Source organism: Sphingopyxis sp. SE2, assembly GCF_032227185.1.
In the GTDB taxonomy this organism is placed as follows: domain Bacteria; phylum Pseudomonadota; class Alphaproteobacteria; order Sphingomonadales; family Sphingomonadaceae; genus Sphingopyxis.
Map to the genome: position 1 here is coordinate 421714 of NZ_JAPMXW010000001.1, position 24181 is coordinate 445894.

General features: G+C 67.4%; 17 protein-coding genes. 12 read left to right on the forward strand and 5 right to left on the reverse strand.

What is annotated here, in order from left to right; translation table 11 throughout:
* Positions 1–9: 9 nt before the first annotated feature.
* The 8 genes from OVY29_RS01870 (at position 10) to OVY29_RS01905 (ending at position 8517) form a co-directional block, all read left to right on the forward strand.
* Positions 10–762: an SDR family NAD(P)-dependent oxidoreductase gene (locus tag OVY29_RS01870; RefSeq protein ID WP_037554608.1), complete on the forward strand. Its 753-nt coding sequence runs from the start codon at positions 10–12 to the stop codon at positions 760–762.
* Entirely contained in the window at positions 762–1601 is an 840-nt protein-coding gene (locus tag OVY29_RS01875; protein ID WP_313910710.1) for a rhamnogalacturonan acetylesterase, read from the forward strand. The genes OVY29_RS01870 and OVY29_RS01875 overlap by 1 nt, the downstream gene beginning before the upstream one ends.
* A gap of 115 nt (positions 1602–1716) precedes the next feature.
* Complete coding sequence (locus tag OVY29_RS01880; RefSeq protein WP_313910711.1) at positions 1717–4575, forward strand: TonB-dependent receptor; 2859 nt, start codon at positions 1717–1719, stop codon at positions 4573–4575.
* Between the two features lie 8 nt (positions 4576–4583).
* Positions 4584–5471 carry an alpha/beta hydrolase gene (locus OVY29_RS01885; protein WP_313910712.1) on the forward strand — a complete coding sequence of 296 codons (888 nt, stop codon included), beginning with the start codon at positions 4584–4586 and terminating at the stop codon, positions 5469–5471.
* 82 nt (positions 5472–5553) lie between these two features.
* Positions 5554–6300, forward strand: a complete 747-nt coding sequence (locus tag OVY29_RS01890; RefSeq protein ID WP_313910713.1) for a FadR/GntR family transcriptional regulator — start codon at positions 5554–5556, stop codon at positions 6298–6300.
* Positions 6300–7079 carry a 2-keto-4-pentenoate hydratase gene (locus OVY29_RS01895; protein WP_313910714.1) on the forward strand — a complete coding sequence of 260 codons (780 nt, stop codon included), beginning with the start codon at positions 6300–6302 and terminating at the stop codon, positions 7077–7079. The genes OVY29_RS01890 and OVY29_RS01895 overlap by 1 nt, the downstream gene beginning before the upstream one ends.
* Positions 7076–8095 (forward strand): sugar kinase, encoded by a 1020-nt coding sequence (locus tag OVY29_RS01900; protein WP_313910715.1) that lies wholly within the window; start codon positions 7076–7078, stop codon positions 8093–8095. Before OVY29_RS01895 ends, OVY29_RS01900 begins: the two co-directional genes overlap by 4 nt.
* A 101-nt stretch (positions 8096–8196) precedes the next feature.
* On the forward strand, positions 8197–8517 hold the full coding sequence (locus tag OVY29_RS01905) for a DMT family transporter (protein ID WP_136173843.1): 321 nt from the start codon (positions 8197–8199) through the stop codon (positions 8515–8517).
* Positions 8518–8590: 73 nt separating this feature from the next.
* Here the strand turns inward: OVY29_RS01905 and nagE are convergent, their stop codons facing one another.
* The 5 genes from nagE to OVY29_RS01930 all read right to left on the reverse strand — a co-directional run bounded on the left by nagE (position 8591) and on the right by OVY29_RS01930 (position 16178).
* Positions 8591–10270, reverse strand: coding sequence for an N-acetylglucosamine-specific PTS transporter subunit IIBC (gene nagE / locus OVY29_RS01910; RefSeq protein ID WP_313910716.1), 1680 nt, complete (start codon positions 10268–10270; stop codon positions 8591–8593).
* Positions 10270–12759, reverse strand: coding sequence for a phosphoenolpyruvate--protein phosphotransferase (ptsP, locus tag OVY29_RS01915; RefSeq protein WP_313910717.1), 2490 nt, complete (start codon positions 12757–12759; stop codon positions 10270–10272). The genes nagE and ptsP overlap by 1 nt, the downstream gene beginning before the upstream one ends.
* A 46-nt stretch (positions 12760–12805) precedes the next feature.
* A complete protein-coding gene (nagA, locus tag OVY29_RS01920) occupies positions 12806–13972 on the reverse strand; it encodes an N-acetylglucosamine-6-phosphate deacetylase (RefSeq protein ID WP_313910718.1) in 1167 nt (388 codons plus the stop codon).
* Positions 13969–15000, reverse strand: coding sequence for an SIS domain-containing protein (locus OVY29_RS01925; RefSeq protein ID WP_037554615.1), 1032 nt, complete (start codon positions 14998–15000; stop codon positions 13969–13971). Before OVY29_RS01925 ends, nagA begins: the two co-directional genes overlap by 4 nt.
* A 95-nt stretch (positions 15001–15095) precedes the next feature.
* Entirely contained in the window at positions 15096–16178 is a 1083-nt protein-coding gene (locus OVY29_RS01930; RefSeq protein WP_313910719.1) for an acyltransferase family protein, read from the reverse strand.
* 175 nt (positions 16179–16353) lie between these two features.
* Between OVY29_RS01930 and OVY29_RS01935 the strand changes: the two genes are divergently transcribed.
* The 4 genes from OVY29_RS01935 (at position 16354) to OVY29_RS01950 (ending at position 24091) form a co-directional block, all read left to right on the forward strand.
* Complete coding sequence (locus OVY29_RS01935; protein WP_313910720.1) at positions 16354–19575, forward strand: TonB-dependent receptor; 3222 nt, start codon at positions 16354–16356, stop codon at positions 19573–19575.
* A gap of 66 nt (positions 19576–19641) precedes the next feature.
* Entirely contained in the window at positions 19642–21147 is a 1506-nt protein-coding gene (locus OVY29_RS01940) for a tryptophan halogenase family protein (protein WP_313910721.1), read from the forward strand.
* Positions 21144–22610, forward strand: coding sequence for a tryptophan 7-halogenase (locus OVY29_RS01945; RefSeq protein ID WP_313910722.1), 1467 nt, complete (start codon positions 21144–21146; stop codon positions 22608–22610). Before OVY29_RS01940 ends, OVY29_RS01945 begins: the two co-directional genes overlap by 4 nt.
* Positions 22607–24091, forward strand: coding sequence for a tryptophan halogenase family protein (locus OVY29_RS01950; RefSeq protein ID WP_313910723.1), 1485 nt, complete (start codon positions 22607–22609; stop codon positions 24089–24091). The genes OVY29_RS01945 and OVY29_RS01950 overlap by 4 nt, the downstream gene beginning before the upstream one ends.
* The last annotated feature ends 90 nt before the right edge of the window (positions 24092–24181 follow it).

A 24181-nucleotide genomic window follows, 5' to 3' on the forward strand; every position in this document is an offset into this window, starting at 1 on the left:
ATGCACCACATGACTCTCCAGGGCAAAACCGCGCTCGTCACCGGCGGCGGCCGCGACATCGGCCGCTCGGTCTCGATCGCGCTCGCGCGCGCCGGGGTGCGCGTCGCGATCAACTATAACAGCGGCCGCGAAGCCGCCGAGGAAACGCTCCGGACGATCAAGGACGCGGGGGGTGACGCCTTTCTGATTCAGGCCGATGTCACCGACAGCAACGCCGTCCGGGCGATGCTCGACGAGGTCGGCGCCCGCTTCAGCGGCCGGCTCGATATCCTCGTCAACCTCGCGGGCGGCATGGTCGCGCGCAAGACGCTGAGCGAGATGGACGAGGATTTCTTCGATCATGTCATGACGCTCAACCTCAAATCGGCCTTCCTCGTCCTCCAGGCGTCGCAGCCCTTCCTTGGCGAAGGCTCGGCGGTGGTAAACGTCTCGTCGCTTGCCGGCCGCGACGGTGGCGGCCCCGGCGCGTCGGTCTATGCGACCGCGAAAGGCGCGCTGATGACCTACACGCGTTCGATGGCGAAGGAACTCGGCCCGCAGGGCATCCGCGTCAACGCCGTCTGCCCCGGCCTGATCGGCACCAGCTTCCACGACATCTTCTCGAAGCCCGAGGGGCGCGCCGCGACCGCGAACAACACCCCGCTCCGCCGCGAAGGTCATCCCGACGAGGTCGCCGACACGATCGTCTATCTCGCGTCGCCTGCGGCGAGCTTCCTCGCGGGCGTCTGCCTCGACATCAACGGCGGGCTGGCCTTCTCGTGATGCGCCGGCTTCTCGCAACCGCGGCCTGCCTCCTGATCGCGAGCGGCGCGCAGGCTCAAACCCGTGAGCGCACCGACGCGCCGCCGCTCGAGCCATACAAGATCATCCTCGTCGGCGACTCCACGATGGCGCCGCACAGCGGCTGGGGCGGGGCGTTTTGCGCGCACCATGTCAAATCGTCGGTCGCGTGCCTCAACACCGGGCGTGGCGGGCGTTCGACGCGCAGCTACCGACAGGAAGGCAGCTGGGACATCGCGCTCGCCGAGGCGAAGGTGCCGGGCTATCGCGGCACCTGGGTGCTGATCCAGTTCGCGCACAACGACCAGTCGTCGAAGTCCGAGCGCTGGACCGACGAGACGACCGAATTTCCCGCCAACCTTCGCCGCTTCGTCGAAGAGGTGCGGGCGGCGGGCGCCACCCCGGTGCTCGTCACCCCGCTGACGCGCCGCGAGTTCAAGGACGGCAAGCTGAAGAACACGCTCGCGAGCTGGTCGGACCAGATTCGCGGCGTCGCCAAGGCGATGGACGTGCCGCTCGTCGACCTCAATGCGCTCAGCGCGGCACAGGCGCAGGAGATGGGCGCCGAGACGGCGACCAAGCTCGCGCAGGAACCGCCGACGGCCGAAGAACTCGCCGCCGCGCAAGCCGGAACGACGCTGACCGCGCGCCCGGCGCCGCCTCCGCCCCCGCCGATCGCCGGCGACGGTGCGCGCGGGCAGGTGACGCGCAAGTTCGACTATACGCACCTCGGCAATGTCGGCGCCGAAGTCACCGCCAAGCTGGTGACGCAGGCGCTTGCCCGTGCCGTGCCGGACCTTCGGAGCCAGCTCGTCCGCTGACGAATAGTGTATGGCAAAATGGACTAACCAATTGTCCATACACAATGGTTGACAATCATGCTGCAATGTTCGACAGCATTGGTCAGAACAGAATCGATTTCTTGGGAGAGACGAAGTGAATTCTCGTAATCAATTCCGTGCGCGTTCGCTCCGCGCCGTCTTGCTGGCGGGTGCGGGCTCGACATTGCTCGCCGCCGCGATGCCCGCGATGGCGCAGGACACCGCCCCCGCCGCGCAGGACGAAGAGGACGCGATCGTCGTCACCGGGATTCGCGAGACGATCCAGAATTCGATCAACACCAAGCGCGAGGAGACGGCGATCGTCGACGCGCTCTCGGCCGATGACATCGGCGACCTTCCCGCGCTGTCGGTCGGCCAGGCGATCCAGACGATCACCGGCGCGACGACGCACCGCGAAAAGGGCGACGCCTCCGAAATCGCGTTGCGCGGCCTCGGCCCCTTCCTCTCGAACGCGACCTTCAACGGCCGCGACGCGACCAACGGCAGCGGCGACCGCTCGGTGAACTTCAACCAGTTCCCGTCCGAACTCGTCAACAATATCAAAATCTACAAGACGCAGCAGGCGGACCTCGTCGAGGGCGGCGTCGCCGGCACGATCGAGATCGGGACGCTGCGCCCGCTCGACTTCGGCAAGCGCCGCATCCAGGCCGAGGTCAAGGCGCAGTACAACCCCTATGGAGACCGCATCGTCGGGTCGGGCGGCATCGGCTGGCGCGGGACGCTGAGCTATGTCGATCAGTTCGCGAACGACACGATCGGCATCGCGATCGGCGTCCAGCGCAACGACACCAACAACCCCGAGGAAACCTATGCCGCCAGCAGCACCTGGGTCGCGTGCCGCGCCGACAATGCCTCCAGCGGCAATTGCAGCGAACTCGCGCGCGAGGATTACGGCCAGGATCCCTATTATCTCGTCCCCAACTCCTACATCTTCCGCCAGATCAGCGAGACCGACAAGCGCGATGCCGCGTTCGGCGCGATCCAGTGGCGCCCCTCGGACCGGCTCAACGTCAATCTCGACGTCCAATATTCGGACCGCACTTTTGTCGAAAGCCGCCGCGACCTTACGATTTCGGAGGCGCGGCGCGGCCTGGCCAACGTCGAATATGACGAAAACGGCATCGTTCGTTATCTCGAAGGGTCGAGTTCGCTCGAATCGAACGGCTCCGAACTGTCGCGTTCGGAAGAATATCTCGGCGGAGGCCTGTCGGTCGAATGGATGCCGAACGACCGGCTGACGCTGACCTTCGACGGCAGCTATTCGCGCACGATCCGCAAGGAGATCGAACGCAATTTCCGCCTGCGCACCGACCGGAACGACCTCAACGGCGATCGCACGCCGGTGGGCGACCAGCGCGTCCCCTATATCTACGAACTCGCGCCGGGCAGCTTCGTGCCCACAATCACGATCGACCCGCGCTTCGACCTCAATAACCATGATCTCTTCTGGGACGACGCCCGCCTGCGCCGCGACGAGAGCAAGCGCCACAACGAGATCATCGCGGGGCGCTTCGACGCCGCATATGAGCTCGACGGCTTTCTCAGCCGGATTTCGGCGGGCGCGCGCTGGTCCGAACTCACCTTTCGCGACTACGACCTGCGCAACGAGGCTTTCGAGCTGACATCGGATATCGACGAAGAGCGGGCGATCAACAACCAGTGCCGCCAGGCCTTCCCGCAGACCGGTTATCTGTCGGCGGCCGAGGGCAACAACATCCACAGCTGGGCGACCTTTGACGTCGACTGCATATTCGGCGGATATCTGGGCACTGTGGATCCGGGCTTGCCCGACGAGCTCCGCGCGGCCGCCAATCGCGACGTCACCGAACGCACGCTCGCGGGCTATGTGATGGCCGAATATGACGCCGATCTGGGCAATATGCCCGTCCGCGGCAATTTCGGCGTCCGCGTCGTCAAGACCGACGTCACCTCGAACGGGCTGCGCAGCGACCTCGTCCTCGTCCCCGATGACACCGACCCCGGCCGGTTCACGCTCGAAGAAACCAGTGATTTCCAGACGGTGCGGATCGAGAGCAGCAGCACACGCATCCTGCCGAGCGTCAATGCGATCTTCGAGGTCGCGCCCGACACGTTGGTGCGCGTCGCGGGCTATCGCGCCATGTCGCGCCCCAATCCCAGCGCGCTCGGCGCCGGCCGCACCTTCACACTCGGCGACGGCGACGATGGCGGCTTCACCTCGATCGAGGAAGCCATCGACAATGTCCGCGCCAACGGTAGCCCACGCCTCAAGCCGCTGATGTCGTGGAACGCCGACGCCGCGATCGAATGGTATCCGAACAAGGACAGCCTCCTGTCGGCAACCGTCTACTACAAGCAGTTCAACGGCGGCTTCCAGCCGGTGGTCTATAACGAGGATTTCACGATCAACGGCGAAACGGTCACCGTTCCGGTGACCCAGACGCGCAACAGCCCCGACAAGTCGCGCATCTACGGCCTCGAACTCACCGCCGCGACGCGCTTCAGCTTCCTGCCCAAGCCGCTCGACGGTCTCGGCGCCAAGGTCAGCTACAATTACGCCGATTCGAACTTCGAAACGCAGGATATCCGGCTCGGCGACGAATATAATCCGGAAACCGAAACGGTGACGCCGGGCCTCATCGCGCCCGCTGGCCTTTCGGGCTATTCGAAGCATGTGTTATCGGCGCAGGCCTATTACGACATCGGGCCGGTGTCGCTGCAGGCGATCTACAATTACCGCAGCAAATATTTCCAGGACTTCGTCGGCGGCAATAGCCAATTGCGCTATGTCGGGCCCAGCGAAACCCTCGATTTCCGCGCATCGCTCGCGCTGATGCCCGGTGTGTCGCTGCGGTTCGAGGCGCTGAACCTCTTCAACGAGCCCAAGGCGACCTATATGCCCGTCTACGGCAGCAGCCGCCAATATCATTATTACGGATCCAAATATTTCATCGGCCTGCGGGCCCGGATCTAGGCGGCAAGGTGCGCACTCTGTTCGCCTTGTTATCGGTCGCGGCTGCAGCGCCCGCCGCTGCGACCGATGCGGTCGAACTCGCGCAAATCGACCGGGACGTCGTATACCGGACGGTGGAAGGAACGGCGCTGCACCTCGACGTCTATCGCCATGCGGACAGCGTCGCTGCGCCGGGCCCGGTGTTGGTTCACTTCCATGGCGGCGGCTGGGCGCGCGGCGCGCGGCCCGCCGACTGGGCGGGGTTTCGTCCTTATCTGGCGGCGGGCTTATCGCTGGTGACGGTGCAATATCGCCTCGCTGGCGAGGCGCGCGCGCCGGCCGCCGTGCAGGATGCGCGCTGCGCGCTCCACTGGGTCGCCGCCAACGCTGCCCGGCTGGGCTTCGATCCCGACCGTGTCATTGTGACCGGAACCTCGGCGGGGGGGCATCTGGCGCTCATGGCGGGCCTGCTACCCGCGGCAAATGATATCGACAGCGCCGAATGCCGCGCTGCTCCCGCGGCGGCGGCGATCCTCGATTTCTATGGACCGGCCGACCTGACCCGTATCGCGTCGCCGTCGGGCGCGCGGCATCCTACCGTCGCGAACTGGATCGGCGACGAAGCCGAAGCTGCGGTAACCGAGCGGGCGATGTCGCCGGTCGCCTGGCTTGCCAAGGACAGTCCGCCGGTCTTTATCGTGCATGGCGATGCCGACCCGGTGGTGCCCGTCGCCCAGTCGATCGAACTCAAGCGCCGCCTCGACGCGCTGGCGGTCCCGTCCGAATTGTTCGTCGTGCGCGGCGGCGGTCACGGCAAATTTACGCCCCAACGCCAAGCCGAAGTGTCGAGGCGGGCGATCGCTTTCCTGTGTGGCCGCAAACTGTTGGTCGCATCGGCTTGTGCAGCGAAAAATTGATGCGCCGCGCGACGACCCACTTCAAACTTGTCATACCAAATTGTATGACCGTACCCGCAATCATGCGGGGAGACGATTGAATATGGCCGAACGCCGCCTTTTCGAGGATGTCGCCGATACGATCCGGCGCCTGATTCTCGACGGAACCTATCCGCCGGGAACGCGACTGCCCGGCGAGCGCGAGTTGTCCGAGCGGTTCGAGGTCAGCCGGGTGACGATCCGCGAGGCCGAGATCGCGCTGCAGGCGACGGGGTGGATTCATATCCGCACCGGCGCGGGCGCCTATGTCGAGGCGGTGCTGCCCGGCGACAATGCGATCCTGCCCAAGGTCAGCGCCTTCGAGCTGACCGAAGCGCGCTCGCTGTTCGAGGCCGAGGCGGCGGCGCTCGCGGCGCCGACGATTTCGAGCGAGACGCTCGAAAAGCTCGACGAACTGCTCGTGGCGATGGCCGACGACAGCAAGAGCGAGGAAGAGATCAGCGCGATCGACCGCGAGTTTCACATGACGATCGCCGCCGCGTCGAGCAACAAGGCGATCATCCATGTGATCGAGAGCCTGTGGCGGATGCGCATGGAATTGCCCGAGGTGCGGAGCAGCCATTCGCTCGTCTGCCGCAAGGACGGCGCCGCGCGCCAGGCCGAACACGCCGACGTCGTCGCGGCGCTGCGCAAGCGCGACGCGGGCGGCGCGCGGCTCGCGATGCGGCGCCATTTCAACCGCCTGCTCGAATCGATGCTCGACGAAACCGAGGAACGCGCGATGGTCGAATTGCGCCGCCAGTCGGCCGAAAGTCGCCAGCGCTATCTGCTGAGCGCAAAACTCGCCTGATGCCCGATACCCCCGATCCGGTTGCGGCGCTGCTTGCCGCGCGCCTTTCGGGGCAGGCGCTTCCCGCCTTTCCCACGCCTGTTCCCGCGACGCTGGCCGAAGCCTATGATGTGCAGCAGCGGCTGACCGCGGCGCTCGGCGCGCCGGTGCTCGGCTGGAAGGTCGGCCGCATCCCGCCCGCGCTCGTCGAAACGCTCGGTGCCGAGCGCGTCGCGGGCCCCGTGCTGCGCGTCGCCGAACTCGACGGAGACAGGCCGGGCGAGGTCCTTATCTTCAGGGACGGCGCGGGCGCGATCGAGTCCGAGGTGATGCTGCGCCTCCGCGCGGTGCCCGACGGACGCGTGACCGCGGGCGACGGCGCCCGCTGGGTCGACGAGATCCGCGCGGGGTTCGAAGTCGCAAGCTCGCCCGCACCTGACGTCCATAACCACGCCCCCTATGGCATCATCGCCGACATCGGCATCAACAACGGCCTGCTGCTCGGTCCGCAGCTCGATCCCGGCGATTTCGCCACGCTCGGGGTCGAAACGCAAATCGACGGCGTGGCGGTCGGCAGCGGGCGGGCGATCGACGTGCTCGACGGCCCGTGGGGCGCGCTCGATTTCCTCGCCGACCTCCATCGCCGCGGCGTCATCGAACTCAAGCGCGGGCAATGGATTTCCGCTGGCGCGATCACCGGGGTCCACCCGATCGCCATCGGCCAGACCGCAACCGCCCGTTTCGGCGCCGCCGCCACCATCGCCTGCACGGCCGCCGCCGAAACCGGATTCCACGCATGATCGCTCCGCCCCGCAGCATCGCCTGTTTCGGCGAAATCGTCATGCGCGTCTCGGTTCCGGCGGGCGAACTGCCGCTGCAATCGGCGCGCTTCGGCGCGCACGTCGGGGGCGCCGAGGCGAATGTCGCCGTCGCGCTCGCAGCGCTCGGCCGTGCTACCGCGATGATCAGCGCGGTCCCCGAAGGTCCGATCGGCGACGGGGTCATGGGCGAACTGCGCCGTCATGGCGTCGATACGACGTCGGTGCGCCGCCCCGCGGGCCGCATGGGCCTCTATTACCATCTTCCCGGCGGCCCGATGCGCCCCGCCGAGGTCGTCTACGACCGCGCCGGCTCAGCCTTTGCGGCGGCCAGCCGCGACGACTGGGATTGGGACCGCTTGCTCGACGGCTTCGACTGGCTGCACGTCTCGGGCGTCACGCCCGCGCTGGGGCCGGACAGCGCCGCCGCGACGCTCGCAGCGGTCACGCGTGCCCGCGCCGCCGGGATCGGCGTGTCGTTCGACGGCAATTGGCGCGGGCGTCTGTGGGAACGCTGGCAGCCCGACCCGGCGTCGATCCTGAAACCGATCGTCGCGCACGCGACCTTGCTTTTCGGCAATCATCGCGACGCGAGGCTGCTGCTGGGCCGCGAATTTTCGGGCGAGGGCGAAGACCGGCGGCGCGAGGCCGCGCTGGCGCTGTTCGATCAATTCCCCTCGCTCGAACATATCGCCTCGACCGCCCGCGAAATCCTCGGCACCGACGCCCACCGGATCACCGCGCGCGTCGATACGCGGGACGACCGTGGCGCGAGCGACCCCACCCTCATCACGCCGGTGATCGACCGGGTCGGGACCGGCGACGCCTTCGCGGCGGGCGTTCTCGACGGCCTGTGGAGCGGTAAGAGCCTCGCCGATGCGGCGACGCACGGCCTTGCGCTCGCGGCGCTCAAACATGGGCTGCACGGCGATTTCGCGCCCTTCGCGCGGTCGGTGCTGGACCGTGCGTCCAGTGCCGCACAGGATATTGCGCGCTAGGGTTCGCAACGGTAGAGACTCCCGACGGAGGCCACGTCCTCGCCCGGCTATGCCGGGTTCTCAAGTCCGGGACGGCCCGGCAGCTCGATAAGGAGGCTGCCATGGCCTGGATATATTTGACGATCGCCGGAATTTTCGAAGTCGTGTGGGCTTTCTCGATGAAGCAGTCCGAAGGCTTCACGCGCCCGGGCGCGACCGCCGTTACCATCGCCGCGATGATCGTGAGTTTCGCGCTGCTCGCGCTGTCGATGAAATCGCTGCCGCTCGGCACGGCCTATACGATCTGGACCGGGATCGGCGCCGTCGGCGCGTTCCTCGTCGGCATCTTCATCCTCGGCGAACAGGCGAACGCGATGCGGATCGTCGCCGCGCTGCTGATCGTCAGCGGCCTCATCCTGATGAAGCTGTCGTCGACTGCGTGAGCGACGCCCGCCGGGCTTTCGAAGAAAACACGGCGAGCGCCAAGGGCAAACGGCGGGAAGACCGCCGCCCTGTTCAGATCAGGATATGACAGACGTCGGGCGCGGGCCGGACGAGCCCGCGCGTCAACCGCGCCAGCGCGCCTTCGTCGACCTGCGCCGCGTCGGCGAGTTCGACCCGGTAGCGGCCGTGGAGCGCGCGGACCGAACGCACATTCGCGGCGCCGCCAAGCGCGCCGGCCAGATCGTCGGGCAGCGTCGCATCCGCTCCGATCCCGTCCGCCGCGGGGGCAGGGACCGCGATCGCCCCGCCGCCGCCGGCCAGCGCGACGCGGATTTCCTCGGCGACCAGATCGGCGACCGGGCCCAGAACGACCTGCGCCGCATTTTCCGACGGCCGGATGATGCCGCGCGCGCCGAGCGCGGTCAGCGCCGCGTCGTCGACCGCCGACTGATCGGCGACGATCAGGCGCAGGCGCGTCGTGCACGCCTCGACGCTGACGAGATTGGCTGCGCCGCCGAGCGCCGCGACAAAGGCTTCGCCGCGCGCGCCTCCCGTCGAAACGGTTGACGCCTCGGCGGCCTCGCCGCGCTCGCGTCCCGGTGTCGTCAGGTCGAACCGGCGGATGAAGAAGCGGAACAGGCCATAATAGAGCAGCGCGTAAACTGCGCCGACCGGCAGCAGCATCCACGGCCGCGTCGCCAGGCTGAAATTGAGCACATAGTCGAACAGCCCCGCCGAAAAGCCGAAGCCGAGCCGGATGTCGAGCGCGTCCATCAGCGCCATCGACACGCCCATCAGCAGCGCGTGGATCGCATAGAGCAAGGGCGCGACGAACATGAAGGTGAACTCGATCGGTTCGGTCACCCCGGTCAAAAAGCTGGTGAGCGCCAGCGAAAGCAGCATCCCGCCGACCGCCTTGCGCCGCTCGGGCCGCGCCTCGTGATACATGGCGAGGCACGCGGCGGGCAGGCCGAACATCATCACCGGGAAAAAGCCCGACATGAATGCGCCGGCGGTTGGATCGCCCGCGAAGAAGCGGCGGAGATCACCGGTCGCGCCCGCGAAATCGCCGACGACGAACCAGGCGGCATTGTTGATGATATGGTGCAATCCGGTGACGATCAGCAGCCGGTTGAGCACGCCATAGACGAACAGGCCCGCGCCGCCGCTTTCGACGACGGTGCGGCTCGCGGCGTCGATTGCGCCGCTGATATGCGCATAGCCGTAACCGATCACCGCCGCGAGCAGCAGCCCGGCGACCCCGCTCGCGATCGGTACGAAGCGCCGCCCGCCGAAGAAGGCGAGATATTCGGGCAGGGCGATCGCCGCGAAACGGTTATAGAAATTGCCGCCGATCAATCCTGACAGGATGCCGATGGGCACTTCAAGCTTGTCGATCTGCGTCAGCGCCCAGTTCTTGCCTGCCAGCGCCGCCGCCGCCTCGGGCCATCCGGCGCCGAGGTCAGCCGGCGCGGTCATGAAGGTCTGCGCGCCGGTCGTCGTGACGAGATAGCAGACGACCCCCGCGAGCGCCGCGGCGCCATTGCCGTCGCGCGCAAAGCCGACCGCGACGCCGATCGCGAACAGGATACCCAGATTCTCGAAGATCGCCGCGCCCGCCGCCGAGACGAAGGCGATGTCGAGCAGGTCGGGCTGGCCGATGCGCAGCAGCAGGCCGGCGATCGGCAGCACCGCGATCGGCAGCATCAGCGCGCGGCCCAAGGGCTGGAGCGTTTCGAGTATCTTGCGCATCACCGTGTCTCCTCGAACGCGCGGGCGAGCGCGCGCACCTCCGCCGCCGACTTGCATTGCAGCGCCAGCGCCGCATGCGCTTGCGCCTCGGGCAGTGAGAGCCCGCGCACGATCTGTTTCGCCTCGGCGACGAATCCCGGCACCGCCGACAATTCGGTGACGCCCAGCCCGATCAGGATCGGCAGCGCTGCGGGATCGGACGCGAGCCCGCCGCACACGCCGACCCAGCGCCCGTGGACGGCGGCAAGGCGGCAGGTTTCGCCGATCATCCGCAGCACCGCGGGGTGCATCGCGTCGGCCCCCGCGGCGACCGCCGGATTGCCGCGGTCCATCGCGAGCACATATTGGGTGAGGTCGTTGGTGCCGATCGACAGGAAATCGGCCTCGGCGGCGAGCAGGTCGGCGGTCATCGCCGCGGCGGGGGTTTCGACCATCACCCCGACTTCGACCGGCGCCGCGATCCCCATCTCGCCGCGCAGCCTCTCGACCACCGCGCGCACCTGGCGCAGCTCATCGAGGCTCGCGACCATCGGGATCATGATCTTGCATTGCCCGGCGGGTTCGATGCGCAGGATCGCGCGAAGCTGCGTTTCGAGGAGGTCGGGCCGTGCGAGCGCCACACGAATGCCGCGCTGGCCCAGCGCCGGATTTTCCTCGGCGTCGAACGGGATATAGGCGGCGGGCTTGTCGCCGCCGATGTCGAGCAGGCGGACGATCACCGGCCGCTCCGCGAGCGCGTCGGCGATCCCCTGATAGGCGGCGTGCTGTTCATCCTCCGACGGCGCGGTGTCGCGATCGAGGAAGAGAAACTCGCTGCGCACGAGGCCCGATCCTTCGGCGCCTTGCGTCGCGGCCGCTCGCGCTTCGTCGACGCTGCCGACATTGGCGAAGATTTCGATGCGCGTGCCGTCGGCGCTGTGGCAGGCGTCCTTCGCCGCCGCCTGCGCCGCTTCGCGCCGCGCGTCGCGCTTCGCAAGCCGCGCGGTAAAGGCGTCGGTGCCGGCGGCCGACGGCGCCGCCGTGACATGACCCAGTTCGGCATCGAGCAGCAGCGGTGTGCCCTCCGCAATCTCGTCGAGCGCGTCGCCCATTGCGACGAGGGAAGGCAATCCCATGCCCGCACAAAGGATCGCGACGTGCGACGTCGGGCCGCCGCGCCGGAGGCAGATCCCGGCAGGCTTTTGCGCCGCCAGCGCCACAAGCTGCGACGGCAACAGGTCCTCGGCAACGACGATCGCACCCGCCGCAATATTCGCCCCGTCGAGCGGTGTCCCGGTCAGCACGGCGAGCATCTGCCGCTCGATGTCGATCAGGTCGTCGATGCGCTCGATCAAATGGGCGTTGCCCGTCGCGCGGATCGCGTCGATCTGGTCGTGGATCGCGCCGCGCCACGCGAAACCGGCGCTGTTCCCCGCTGCGATCCGGCCCTCGGCCGCCGCAATCAGTTCTGGATCGTCGATCAAGGCCAGATGCGCCTGCATCACCGATGCGACGCTGCCGCTCGCGCCGTCGGCGCGCGCGGCAATCATCGCGCGGACCTCTTCGCGCGCCGCCAGCAACGCCTCGCATTCCTCGGCCGCCCCGGCGCCTTCGCGCGCAACGGCGATCTCCGTCTGCCGCAACCGCGCGGCGGGTCCCATGGCCAGGCCGGGCGAGGCGATCACGCCGCCGATCTGTCCCGCGCGCAGCGGACTGGCAGCGGCGGCGGGCAGGGGCGCGACGACCGCCGCCGCTCCTTCGCCCATATCGGTCGCGAGCAATGCGACGATCGCCGCGAGCGCCGCTTCGGCGTCGTCGCCGCGCGCCTGCACGACCACCTCGTCGCCGAACGCCGTGCCGAGCGCGAGCAAGGCGACCGTACTCCGCGCATCGCCGCGCTTGTCGCCCTTCACCAGATGCACGTCGGCCTCGAAGCCGCGCGCCGCTTCGCCGATCCGCGCGGCGGGGCGTGCGTGAATCCCGTGCGGCAGCGACAGCGTCACCGCCTGCTCGACCAAAATTCCGTCATCGGACCGGCGGCGCGCTTCGGCCTGCACCGGGACGAGCGTCATCAGCGCCTCGCATGCGCCGATCGCGGCATCGGTCGTCCGGCGGCCGATCGCAAAAGCCTCGGCGTTGGTCACGATCACCGGCGTGATCAGGCTCGTCGCGGCCAGCGCGACCGCGTCGAGGTCGAAACGGATCAGCGGATCGCCGCGCGCCACCGTATCGCCGATCGCCACCAGCGGCGTGAAGCCTTCGCCCTTCAGCATCACCGTATCGAGCCCGATATGGATCAGGACCTCGGCGCCCTCGGCGCTGCGCAGCGACACGGCGTGGCCGGCCTCGTGCAGCGTCACCACCTCGCCGTCGAACGGCGCGACGACGGTATCGCCGAGCGGCTGGATCGCGACCCCGTCGCCCATCATCCGCTGGGCAAAGACCGGGTCGGGAACTTCGTCCAGCGTCGTCGCCCACCCTCGAAGCGGAGAGGTGATGATCAGGCCCATCGATATAATCCCCAAAACGTCCGCCGCTTATGATGCGGCTTGCGTATCATTGCGCGGCCTGGAAATGGCCCCATGCGGTTTCCGAATCAATCGCGCCGCCGATCCACGTTGCGCGCGGAGCGAGACCGGCATCGAGCCACACCCAGTCGGCGCGCTGCCCCACCGCGATCGCCCCGATGCGATCCGCCAGCGACAGGAAGGCCGCGGGCGTCGCGCTCGCCATAGCCGACACGTCGGGCACCGGCAGCCCGGTAACCTCGACCGTCTTGCGCAGCGCCGACGCCATGTCGAGATGCGTGCCCGCGAGCGTGCCGTCCTCAAAGATGCAGACGCCGTCCTTCACCGCAATGCGCTTGCCCTGCAGCGTGAATTCGCTGACCTCGGTGCCGACGCTCGGCATCGCGTCGGTGACCAGCATGATGCGCTCCTTGCCCTTGGTCCGCACCGCCAGGCGCACCACCGCAGGGTGCAAATGGACATCGTCGACGATCAGCCCGCAATAGCTATCCGAATCGAACGCCGCGCCGACCGCGCCGGGATTGCGATGGTGCAGCGGCGACATCGCGTTGAACAAATGGGTAAAGCCCGACAATCCCGCCGCGATCGCGCGCTGCGCCTCGTCATAGGTCGCGTCGCTGTGCCCCGCGCTGACGATCACCCCGTGGCGGACGAGGGTGCGGATATCCTCTTCGTCGCACAGTTCGGGGGCGAGCGTCAGCATCACGCGCCCGCGGTGCGGCGCGGTGAGCGTCGCCAATATTCCGGTATCGAGCCGCCGGATGCGATGCGCCTCGTGGATGCCGCGCTTCACCTCGTTGATGAACGGCCCTTCGATATGGATGCCGACGACGCCCGGCACGCCCTGCTCGATCGCGGCGTCGACCGCCGCGAGCGCGGCGGCGATCTGCGCGGGCGTGTCGCTGATCAAGGTCGGCAGGAAAGCGGTGGTGCCGAAGCGCGCATGCGCGGCGCCGATCGCCGCGATCGCTTCGACATCGACCTGATCGTTGAACAATACGCCGCCGCCGCCGTTGACTTGCGTGTCGACGAAGCCGGGCAGCAGCCAGCCGCCTTCGAGGTCGACCGCGCGGTCCGCCGGCGTATCGCCCGGCGCGGACACGGTGGTGACGGCGCTGCCTTCGACGGCGATGTCCGCCGCGTCGACGGTGCCGCCCGGCAGTGCGACCCGGCCGTTGTGGAAACGAACGATCATAAAGTCTCGGTAACCTTGTTGAGATGCGGTGGCGAGTCGGGGTCGCAGCCGCGCGCGAGCGCCAGCCTGCTTGCCATGCGGTAAAAGCTCTGGATCATCAGCACCGGCTCGATGGCCGGGTGCGCGGCGATGACAGGCAGGTCGCCGCCGGGATCGGCGAGCAGCACCGTCGCGCCGCGCCCGCGAAACTCGGCGGCCGCGTCGCGCACGCTCGCCGCCGCACGGTCGGTGCCGCCGAACGCCAGCACATGAAAGGCATCGCCGACGATCGCCATCGGCCCGTGGCGCACTTCGGCGGCGCTGAAACTTTCGGCATGGAGCGCCGAGGTTTCCTTGAACTTGAGCGCGGCCTCCTGCGCGACGCCGAGCCCATAGCCGCGCCCGAGCACGAACAGGTTGGTCGCTTCCCGAAACGCGGCGACCGCGGGCGACCAGTCGAGCGCGAAGGCCTGCGCAAGCTGGCCGGGCAGGGCGGTCAGCGCCGCGTCGAGCGCATCATCCTCGGCCCATGCCGCGACGAGCGCAGCGATGGCGGCGAGCGAGGCGATATAGGATTTGGTCGCCGCGACCGATCGTTCGACCCCGGCGGAGAGCGGGATCACCACGTCGGCGAGCCCCGCAAGCGGCGATCCCTCGGCATTGACCAGCGCGACGACGAAGGCGCCGGCGTCGCGCTGCTGCTCGACCGCCGCCAGCAGGTCGGGGCTCTTGCCCGACTGCGACACCGCAAGGCACAGGCGATTCCCGGCAACCGCCGGCGCGTCGTAGAGCGACGCGATCGACAGCGCGGCCGACGCGGTCGGCGTCCCGGTCATCGTCTCGATCAGATATTTGGCATAGGTCGCCGCATGGTCCGACGACCCGCGCGCGCAGGTCACCACCGCGACGGGCGGCGCGCCGCGCAGCCGCCGCCCGATCGCGGCGAAGGCGTCGCGATTGGCGTCCAGCATCGTGGCGACGGCCGCGGCTGCTTCCCCGGCTTCCTGCTCCATCAGCGTTATTCGTCCGTCTGTCGCGGCGTTCGGCATCGTCCATCACTTTCCGGATCGGGCGACGCGACGCCGCCCGATTATTGGTATTATATAGGTTATATAGGTCTTATCAAGAGGTATGTTCGGCCGGATCAGATTTTGATGATCCAGCCCTTGCGGCGCAGCCATTCCATCGCACCCCAGATCAGCAGCATATAGAGAAGGATGGGGATGAGCGACGCGACCGGATCGCCCAGTGTCTCGCGCAGCGCGCGAAAGGGCGCCAGCAGCAGGTCCCATGTCACCACGCCCGCCGTCACCTGGTGCAGCGTATAGGCCGCGATCGCATTGGCACCGAACGCCAGCATCGCGGTCGCGGCCATCCCGGGATCGCGGCCTTCGCGGTCGAGTAAATGATGCAGCAGCGCGAGCGCCAGCACGGTGATGCCGCTGGTGACGAGCACGAAGCTGCTCGACCAGATATCCTTGACGATCGGGAAGGCGAGGCTCCAGCCGCTGCCGGCGACCAGCATCGCGGCGCCGATCGTCGCGAGCTGCCGCGCCGCGGGACCTTGGCGGCGGATCAGCAGTTCGCCGATCGCGACGCCGATCAGTCCTTGGGCAATGGCGGGCAAGGTGCCCAATATCCCCTCGGGATCATAGCCTTCGGGTCCCTTCACATAGAGGTGAGTGCCGAGCAGCAGCCGGTCGACCGAAGCGACGAAATTGTGCCCACGCCCCCAGATGTCGGTCGCGAGCCCGTCGAGCGAGGGGAGCAGCGCGAGCGGCCAGTAGAGCGCGAGGATCGCCGCCGCGACGATCAGCCGCGCGCGCGGCCCCGCGAGCAGGAACAGGATCGCGCAGGCGCAATAGACGAGCCCGATGCGCTGAAGCACCCCGAACAGCCGCCAGTCGCCCGACGCGAAGCTGGTGAACCAGTAAAGATTGCTGAGGATGAAGCCCAGCAGCAGCAGGCGGCCGGTGCGGCCGAAGATATGCCGGCGCTGCGCCGAATCGAGCTTCGCATCGCGCATCGAAAAGGGGATGGCGATGCCCACCATCGTCAGAAAACCCGGAAAAACAAGGTCGGCGAGGGTGAGCCCGTCCCAGCTCACATGCAGCAGCATCGGCGCGACATTTGCCTCCGCGCCATATTTCATCGCCGCGGCCGAATTCACCAATATCATCCCGGCGACGGTGAGCCCCCGCAGCACGTCGAGTGAAATCAATCGCATGGCCATTTCCTCCCCGGTCGCCATCGCCCCCTCGGGCGGCATCCTGACGCTGCCATAAATTTGCAATGGACAGCGCGCTGGATTTGTAGTCTATTGGTAATATTCCAAGGACGCAATTGGTCTTATAGAGATTGTGGGAAGGCAATCTGGACCGCATTGGATGGGGGAAATCATAATGGTTAAGGGGCCTGCCAAGACATATCGGATTCGCCAGAGCCTGCTCCAGGGGATATGCGGGGCGGCACTGGCGAGCGCGATGATCCTTCCCGCCGCGGCGCAGGAAAGCACCGTGCCGGTATCGGCGGATGAGGAAAATCCCGACGACATCGTCGTTACCGGGATTCGCGCCAACCTCGAATCGGCGCAGAACCGCAAGCGCAACGCCGACACCGTCGTCGATTCGATCACGGCGGAGGATATCGGATCTTTCCCCGATAAATCGGTCGCTGAAGCGCTGCAGCGCGTTCCCGGCATCACCGTCATCCGTTTCGCGGGCACCGACGACACGTCGCACTTTTCCGCCGAACCCTCGGGGGTCGTCATCCGCGGCCTCAATCAGGTCCGCTCCGAATTCAACGGCCGCGATACCTTCAGCGCGAACAGCTCGCGCGGTCTCAGCTGGCAGGACATCTCGCCCGAACTTCTCGGCGGCATTGATACCTACAAAAACCAGACCGCCGACCTGATCGAGGGCGGCATCGCGGGCACGGTCAATCTGCGCACGCGCGTGCCGTTCGATCAGGACGGACGCCTGATCTCGATCTCGATCAAGAACACCTATGGCGACATCGCCGAGAAATCGACGCCCGAAATCTCGGGCATCATCTCGGATCGCTGGCAGACCGGGATCGGCGAGATCGGCCTGATGCTGAGCGGCGCCTATTCGCACGCGATCACCGCGAGCCAGGGCATCCAGTTCGACCGCATGGCGATCTTCGACGGCGTGTTCGGCCCGGGGAAGCAATATATCCCCAGCGGCATCTACATGCGCGACAATGAATATGACCGCAAACGTTACGGCGTCTCGGCCGCCTTCCAGTGGCGCTCCAACGACGGCGACATGGAACTGACCGGTCAGTATCTGCGCTCGCAATATAACAACAGCTGGCGCGAGCATGCGATCTATTCGAGCGCGTTCAGCATCTACGGCCAGCCGAGCGATTACCAGGTCACCGACCCGACGCTCGTGAACCCGCTCACCGGCACCGCCCCCTTCCAGTTCGACGACGACGGCAATTTCCTCAGCGGCTGGTGGTCGGCGCCGCGCCCCTATGTCGGCGAAGGCGACGCCAATCTCGGGCTGGGCGTCAACGAGGATGGCGAGGCCTTCTTCAATCGCTGCTACGGCTGGGAAGGCTGCGTCCCGCAACAGCGCGCGCCGCAGGTCGACACCGCGGCGAACGCGCTCAAGAACAAGCAGATCACACAGGATTTCGGCCTCAACTTCCGCTGGGATGTTTCGGACCGCCTGCGCGTCACGCTCGACGGCCAATATGTCGACGCCAGCGTCCAAAACTACAACGCATCGGTCACCGCGCGGACCTTCGCCGACACCTTCGTCGACCTGACGGGCAAATATCCGCGCCTCGAATTCCTGCCCAACCAGGCCGAGAACATCAATTTGTCGAGCGGCGGGCTGAACAACCCGAACAATTATTTCTACTACGCGGTCACCGATCACACCGAGGACAGCGACGGCGAGGAGGTCGCCTTCCGCGCCGACGTCGAATATGACGTCGATTCGGGCTGGCTCGACGCGATCAAGGTCGGCGCGCGCTACGCCGATCGCGATCAGACGGTGCGCTGGGGCGCGTATAACTGGGCGAATATCTCGAACACCTGGACCTATACGCAGGCGCCCTATTTCAACATCGACAGCCCCGCCTATGCGCCGGGCACCAACCAGCTGCACACCTTCGGCGGCGATTTCTTCGCCGGCAACCAGATCAATCATAACAGCTTCGCCTTCTTCAACATGGACATGTTGTCGAATCGCGAACAGCTCGCGGCCGCGCTCGGGCGCCCGTCGATCGGCGTCGGTGATTATTATCCGGTCTGTTCGGGCGAGGGTTATCGCGGTGCCGAGACGATCGAAAAGGCCTTCGGCTGCTATTTCCCGAGCGAGGTCCACCGCGTCAGCGAGCGCACGATTGCCACCTATGCGATGGCGAAGTTCGGCGGCGACAGCCTCGCGATCGGCGGGGTGCCGATCTCGGGCAATATCGGCGTCCGCCTGATCTGGACGCGCGACGATACGGTGGGGGCAACCACCTTGCCCGTTCCCTTCACGCCGACAGGGCTCCTTTGCGAGCGGGGGACCGATCCGGGCCCGCCGCCGCGCCCGACGGCATCATCGGGCTGCGTCGTCACGCAGCAGGAGATTGATTTCAGCAACGGCGCGACGGTCGCCGACACGACCAAGGTCAATCATTTCCACGCGCTGCCCAGCTTCAACATCAAGTTCGACCTGACCGACAGGCTGGTGTCGCGATTTGCCTATTCGCGGGCGATGTCGCGCCCCGATTTCGGACTGCTCCGCAATTTCCTGACGGTCAACCGGCTGACGCCGAACCTCAACGATTTTTCGGACCCGAACGTCACGCGCGACGAGGATGGCAACGCGATCGCCTATGACTGGCAATATACCGGCCAATCGGGCAATCCGGGGCTCAAACCGATAACGGCCGACCAGTTCGACCTGACGCTCGAATATTATTTCGGCCGGTCGAGTTCGTTCACCGCCACGGGTTTCTACAAGAAGTTCTACGATTATATCCAGGCGGGCCAATTCAACCTCGAAGTGACGAACAACGGGGTGACCGAGGACGTCCGCGTCAACCGCCCGGTCAACGGCGACGGCGCGAGCATCTATGGCGCCGAATTCGCCTTCCAGACCTTCTTCGATTTCCTGCCGGCGCCGTTCGACGGCTTCGGGGTGCAGGCGAACTACACCTATGTGAAGAACGACGGGATCGAGACGGTCAATCTGACCAACGAAACCGCGGGCGGAACGGCCGGCGGCGGCCTGACCTATGAGGATAGCACGGTAAAGGCCAACGCGCTCGAAGGCATTTCGAAGCACAGCTACAACCTCGTCGGCATGTATGAGAAGGGCCCGGTATCGGCGCGCGTCGCCTACAACTGGCGCTCCAAATATCTGGTGACCGCGATCGACTGCTGCGTCGGCTTCCCGATCTGGCAAAAGAGCACGGGCTATCTCGACGCGTCGCTTCGCCTGCGCGCGACCGCGAATATCGAGTTCGTGCTGGAGGGCACCAATCTGCTCGGCACCGACACCGTGCTGTTGCAGCAGGTCGACGGCGACGGCACGCTCAAGCCCAACGCCTGGTTCAAGAACGACCGGCGCTACCAGCTCGGCGTGCGCCTGAGCTTCTAAAAATGGGGAGGGGCGCCGGTCCATTGGGGCTGGCGCCCGCTTTCTTCCGCGTTAAGCTAGGCCGCCATGGGGGATAGGTTCGATCTGGTAATCGTCGGAGGCGGGACCGCGGGTTGGATGTGCGCCGCGGCCTGCGCCGCCAAACTCGACCCTGCGCGCTTCCGCGTCCGCCTCGTCGAATCCGAAGAGATCGGCACCGTCGGCGTCGGCGAAGCGACGCTGCCGCAGATGAAGGATTTCAACGACTTCCTCGGCCTCGACGAGGTCGAGTTCATGCAGGCGACGCAGGCGACCTTCAAGCTTGGCATCGAATTCGTGAACTGGGGGCGCGAAGGCGTCCGCTACGTCCACCCCTTCGGCACCTTCGGCCGCCCGATCGGCGAGGCCGATTTCTTCAGCTATTGGATCCGCGCGCATGTTGCCGGCACGGCCGCGCCGCTCTCCGACTATTGCTTCCCGATCGTCGCCGCGCTGCAGAACCGCTTCATGCTGCCCAGCGGCGACGCGAACGATGTGCGCAATGCCTTCGCCTACGCCTATCACCTCGATGCCTTTCTCTATGCGCGTTACCTGCGCGGCTGGGCCGAGGCGCGCGGGATCGAGCGCGTCGAAGGGCGGATCGTCGAGGTCGAGCAGCATGGCGAAAGCGGCGACATCGCCGCGGTCAAGCTCGCGTCGGGCACCCGCGTCGCGGGCGACCTGTTTGTCGATTGCTCGGGCTTCCGCTCGCTGCTCCTCGGCCAGACGCTCGGCGTCGGTCTCGAGGATTGGGCGCACTGGCTGCCGTGCGACAGCGCGCAGGCGGTGCCCTCGGCTCGTTCGGTCGACTTCACCCCCTATACGCGCTCGACGCGCCGCACGGCGGGGTGGCAATGGCGCATCCCGCTCCAGCACCGCACCGGCAACGGCTATGTCTATTCGAGCGCCGATATCTCGGACGACGAGGCGGCCGCGACCCTGCTCGCGAACCTCGACGGCGAAGCGCTCGCCGACCCGCGCGTGCTGCGCTTCAGGGCGGGCAAGCGGCAAAAGGCATGGGCGCATAATTGCATCGGCATGGGCCTCGCGGGCGGTTTCCTCGAACCGCTCGAATCGACGAGCATCTATCTCGTCCAGATGGCGATCATGCACATGCTGACGCTGCTGCCCTCGAGACCCGGCATCGACCCGGCCTTGCCTGCCGAACTCAACCGCGTGATGGACGTGGAATATGACCGCATCCGCGACTTCCTGATCCTCCACTATATCGCGAACGAGCCCGACGCGCCGCTGTGGGAGCGCGTGACGACGATGGCTGTGCCCGATACGCTCGCCGACAAGATCGACCGCTTCCGCCATCGCGGCCATGTCCAGGCCTATCGCGACGGACTGTTCGGGCCGCCGAGCTGGCAGGCCGTGTTCGTCGGGCAGGGCATCGAACCGCGCGCCGCCGACCGCCTCGCCGACGCGCTGCCCGCCGCGACGGTCGAGGAACGCCTCGCGACCCTCGCCGCGACGATCGCCGACGCCGCCGCGACATTGCCCTCGCACGCCGATTTCATCGCGCGCTATTGCCCGGCGCCGGCGCCATGACGAATGCGGTGCAGCAGGTGGTCGTCCATGGCGGCGGCGTCGCGGCGGCGATGGCGGCGCTCGCGGTCGGCCGCGCTTATGCGCGGCTCGGCACCGACACCGTCTGGGTCGACACCGGCGAAGCGCCCGCGCCGCACGCCGCGCTCATCGCGCCGCCCGACCTCGCGACCTTCCACCGCCTGCTCGGCATCGACGAAGCCGCGCTGCTCCGCCATGCCGCGGCGACGATCGCCATGGGCCAGCAGTTCGCCGGCTGGTCGGGCGGCGACGACGCTTTCCTCCACGCCTATGGCGACGCGGGCAGCGCCTTCGCCTCGCTGCCCTTCGTCCAGCACTGGACGCGCGCGTGCGCCGCGGGGCTGCGCGTCGCGCTCGAGGATTTCTGCCTCGCCGCCGCCGCCGCCAAGCAGGGCCGCACCGGCGCCCCGCGCGAGCCGGCGACGCGGCAGGCGGTCAAGACGGGCTGGCATCTCGACGCCCCCGGCTATGCGAAGCTGCTGCGCGCCGTGTGCGAACAGGCCGATATTCGCATCGTCGCGGGCGCGGACGCCGTCGCGCATCGCGGCGGAGCGGGCCTCGACCGCATCGAGCTTGCCGATGGCGAGCAATTCGGCGCCGACCTGTTCATCGACACCGACGGTGCGCTGATCGCCGCGCTCGATCCCGGCGAAACCGCCGCGCGACCCGTTTTCTGCGACCGCATCATCCGCGCCTCGGCGCCCGCCTTCGATCCGCTGCCGCTCTACAGCCGCGTCGCCGCGCACCCGGCGGGGTGGCTCACGCTGATCCCGCTCGCGAACCGCACCGCGATCGAGTTCGCCTACGACAGCGCATCCTTGGCCGACGCCGACGCCCCCGCCGCGCTCGCGGCGGCCCTCGGACGCCCCGTCGACGCCGAGCCATCCGCACCGCTCGCCGCGACCGCGCGCCCGCGCCCGTGGGTCGGCAACGTCGTCGCGGTCGGCCCCGCGGCGGGCGACCCGCCGCCGCTCGACGGCGCCGAACTGCTCCTCCTCCAGCTTGGCATTGCGCAGCTCGTGCTGCTTTGGCCGATCGACCGCGCACAGATGCCCGAGGCCGATATTTACAACGAGGAACTCGCGGGCACCCGCGCGCGCGTCGCCGATTTCACCGCGCAGCATTTCCGCCTCAACGCCCGCACCGGCGAGCCCTATTGGGACGCCGCGCGCGCCGCACCGATCTCAACCGAACTCGCGGCCAAGATCGACCTGTTCGCCGCGCGCGGCATGTTCGCGCACTATAATCACGAGGCGCATGTCGAGGATAGCTGGGCGCTCGTCATGGCGGGCCACGGCGTCACCCCGCGCAGTTTCGACCCGCAGGCGCTCTTGACCGAAGACCAGGCGCTGATGGCCGAATTCCAGCGCCAGCTCCGCGCCGTCGCGAGCGACGTCCATGCGATGGACAGCCACGCCGACGCACTACGGCGGATGCGCGGATGAGCGCGCGGGCGCGCCCCGTGCGGCGCATCGTCATCGTCGGCGGCGGCAGCGCAGGCTGGATGACCGCCGCCGCGTTCGGTCGCGCGCTCGCGGGGCAGCCGCACAGCATCGCCCTCGTCGAATCCGAGGCGATCGGCACCGTCGGCGTCGGCGAGGCGACCGTGCCGCCGATCCACGAATTCAACCGCTACCTGAAGATCGACCAAGCCGAATTCCTCCGCGCGACGCACGGCACGATCAAGCTCGGCATCGCATTCGAGGGGTGGGGCGGGGCGGGCCACCGCTATTTTCACCCCTTCGGCTATCTCGGCATCGAAATGTCGGGCATCCATTTCCACCATTTCTGGCTGCGCCATCTCGCCGCGGGCGGCGACCCCGATCACGGTCCCTATAATCTCGAAACGATGGCGGCGCGCGAGGGCCGCTTTGCGCCCGCAACCCGCCACGGCCCGGTGCATCATGCCGTCCAGTTCGACGCCGCCGCCTACGCGCGCTTGCTGCGAAGCTATGCCGAGGACAAGGGCGTCGTGCGGATCGAGGGCAAGGTCGCCGACGTCCGCCTCGATCCCGAGGATGGCTTCATCACCGCGCTCGCGCTCGACGACGGCCGCACGATCGATGGCGACCTTTTCATCGACTGTTCGGGCTTTCGCGGTCTCCTCATCGAGGGCGCGCTCCAGACCGGCTACACCGAATGGAGCCACTGGCTCCCCTGCGACAGCGCGATCGCGATGCCGTGCGAAGGCACGGGCGACCCCGCGCCCTTCACACGCTCGACCGTGCGCGAGGCGGGGTGGCAATGGCGCATCCCGCTCCAGCACCGCGACGGCAACGGCTATGTCTATTCGAGCGCGCATCTCGGCCATGACGAGGCCGAGGCGCTGCTCCGCTCGCGCCTGCCCGGCGCGCCGCTCGCCGACGCCAACCGGCTGCGTTTCGTTGCGGGGCACCGCAAGGCGATCTGGAACCGCAATTGCGTCGCGATCGGCCTCGCGGGGGGCTTTCTCGAACCGCTCGAATCGACCTCGATTCACCTCATCCAGACGACGATCATCCGCCTGCTGTCGCTGCTGCCGCGCGACGCGATCGATCCGAATGTCATCCGCCGCTTCAACCGCGACGCGCTTCACGAATATGCGGTGATCCGCGATTTCGTGATCGCCCATTATGCGCTCGCGAACCGCGACGACACGCCCTTCTGGCGCGACGTCGCCGCGGCGGGCCAGCCCGACAGCCTTGCCGAGCGGATCGAGGCGTTCCGCGCCACCGGAAATATCCTCTTCGAACCCGGCGACCTGTTCGGCCCGACAAACTGGTATGCGGTGCTGACGGGGCAGGGGGTGCGGCCGCAAAGCTGGCACCCGATCGCCGATGGCCTCTCGGACGAGGAACTCGCCACGCGTCTCGCGACATTGCGCGGCCGCGTCGCCGAACAACTCGCCGAACTGCCGCCGCATGTGGAATTTCTGCGACGGCTCTAATTCCTAACCCTCGTCATCCCGGCGAAGGCCGGGATCTCGCCGGTGCATTATGACGCGAGGTCGAGATCCCGGCCTTCGCCGGGATGACGA

What these genes read in the sequence shown, in the direction of transcription:
- OVY29_RS01870 (WP_037554608.1), top strand. Translation starts at nt 10, where the DNA reads ATGACTCTCCAGGGCAAAACCGCGCTCGTCACCGGCGGCGGCCGCGAC.
- OVY29_RS01875 (WP_313910710.1), top strand. Translation starts at nt 762, where the DNA reads ATGCGCCGGCTTCTCGCAACCGCGGCCTGCCTCCTGATCGCGAGCGGC.
- OVY29_RS01890 (WP_313910713.1), top strand. Translation starts at nt 5,554, where the DNA reads ATGGCCGAACGCCGCCTTTTCGAGGATGTCGCCGATACGATCCGGCGC.
- OVY29_RS01895 (WP_313910714.1), top strand. Translation starts at nt 6,300, where the DNA reads ATGCCCGATACCCCCGATCCGGTTGCGGCGCTGCTTGCCGCGCGCCTT.
- OVY29_RS01900 (WP_313910715.1), top strand. Translation starts at nt 7,076, where the DNA reads ATGATCGCTCCGCCCCGCAGCATCGCCTGTTTCGGCGAAATCGTCATG.
- OVY29_RS01905 (WP_136173843.1), top strand. Translation starts at nt 8,197, where the DNA reads ATGGCCTGGATATATTTGACGATCGCCGGAATTTTCGAAGTCGTGTGG.
- nagE (WP_313910716.1), bottom strand. Translation starts at nt 10,270, where the DNA reads ATGCGCAAGATACTCGAAACGCTCCAGCCCTTGGGCCGCGCGCTGATG.
- ptsP (WP_313910717.1), bottom strand. Translation starts at nt 12,759, where the DNA reads ATGGGCCTGATCATCACCTCTCCGCTTCGAGGGTGGGCGACGACGCTG.
- nagA (WP_313910718.1), bottom strand. Translation starts at nt 13,972, where the DNA reads ATGATCGTTCGTTTCCACAACGGCCGGGTCGCACTGCCGGGCGGCACC.
- OVY29_RS01925 (WP_037554615.1), bottom strand. Translation starts at nt 15,000, where the DNA reads ATGCCGAACGCCGCGACAGACGGACGAATAACGCTGATGGAGCAGGAA.
- OVY29_RS01930 (WP_313910719.1), bottom strand. Translation starts at nt 16,178, where the DNA reads ATGCGATTGATTTCACTCGACGTGCTGCGGGGGCTCACCGTCGCCGGG.
- OVY29_RS01935 (WP_313910720.1), top strand. Translation starts at nt 16,354, where the DNA reads ATGGTTAAGGGGCCTGCCAAGACATATCGGATTCGCCAGAGCCTGCTC.
- OVY29_RS01940 (WP_313910721.1), top strand. Translation starts at nt 19,642, where the DNA reads ATGGGGGATAGGTTCGATCTGGTAATCGTCGGAGGCGGGACCGCGGGT.
- OVY29_RS01945 (WP_313910722.1), top strand. Translation starts at nt 21,144, where the DNA reads ATGACGAATGCGGTGCAGCAGGTGGTCGTCCATGGCGGCGGCGTCGCG.
- OVY29_RS01950 (WP_313910723.1), top strand. Translation starts at nt 22,607, where the DNA reads ATGAGCGCGCGGGCGCGCCCCGTGCGGCGCATCGTCATCGTCGGCGGC.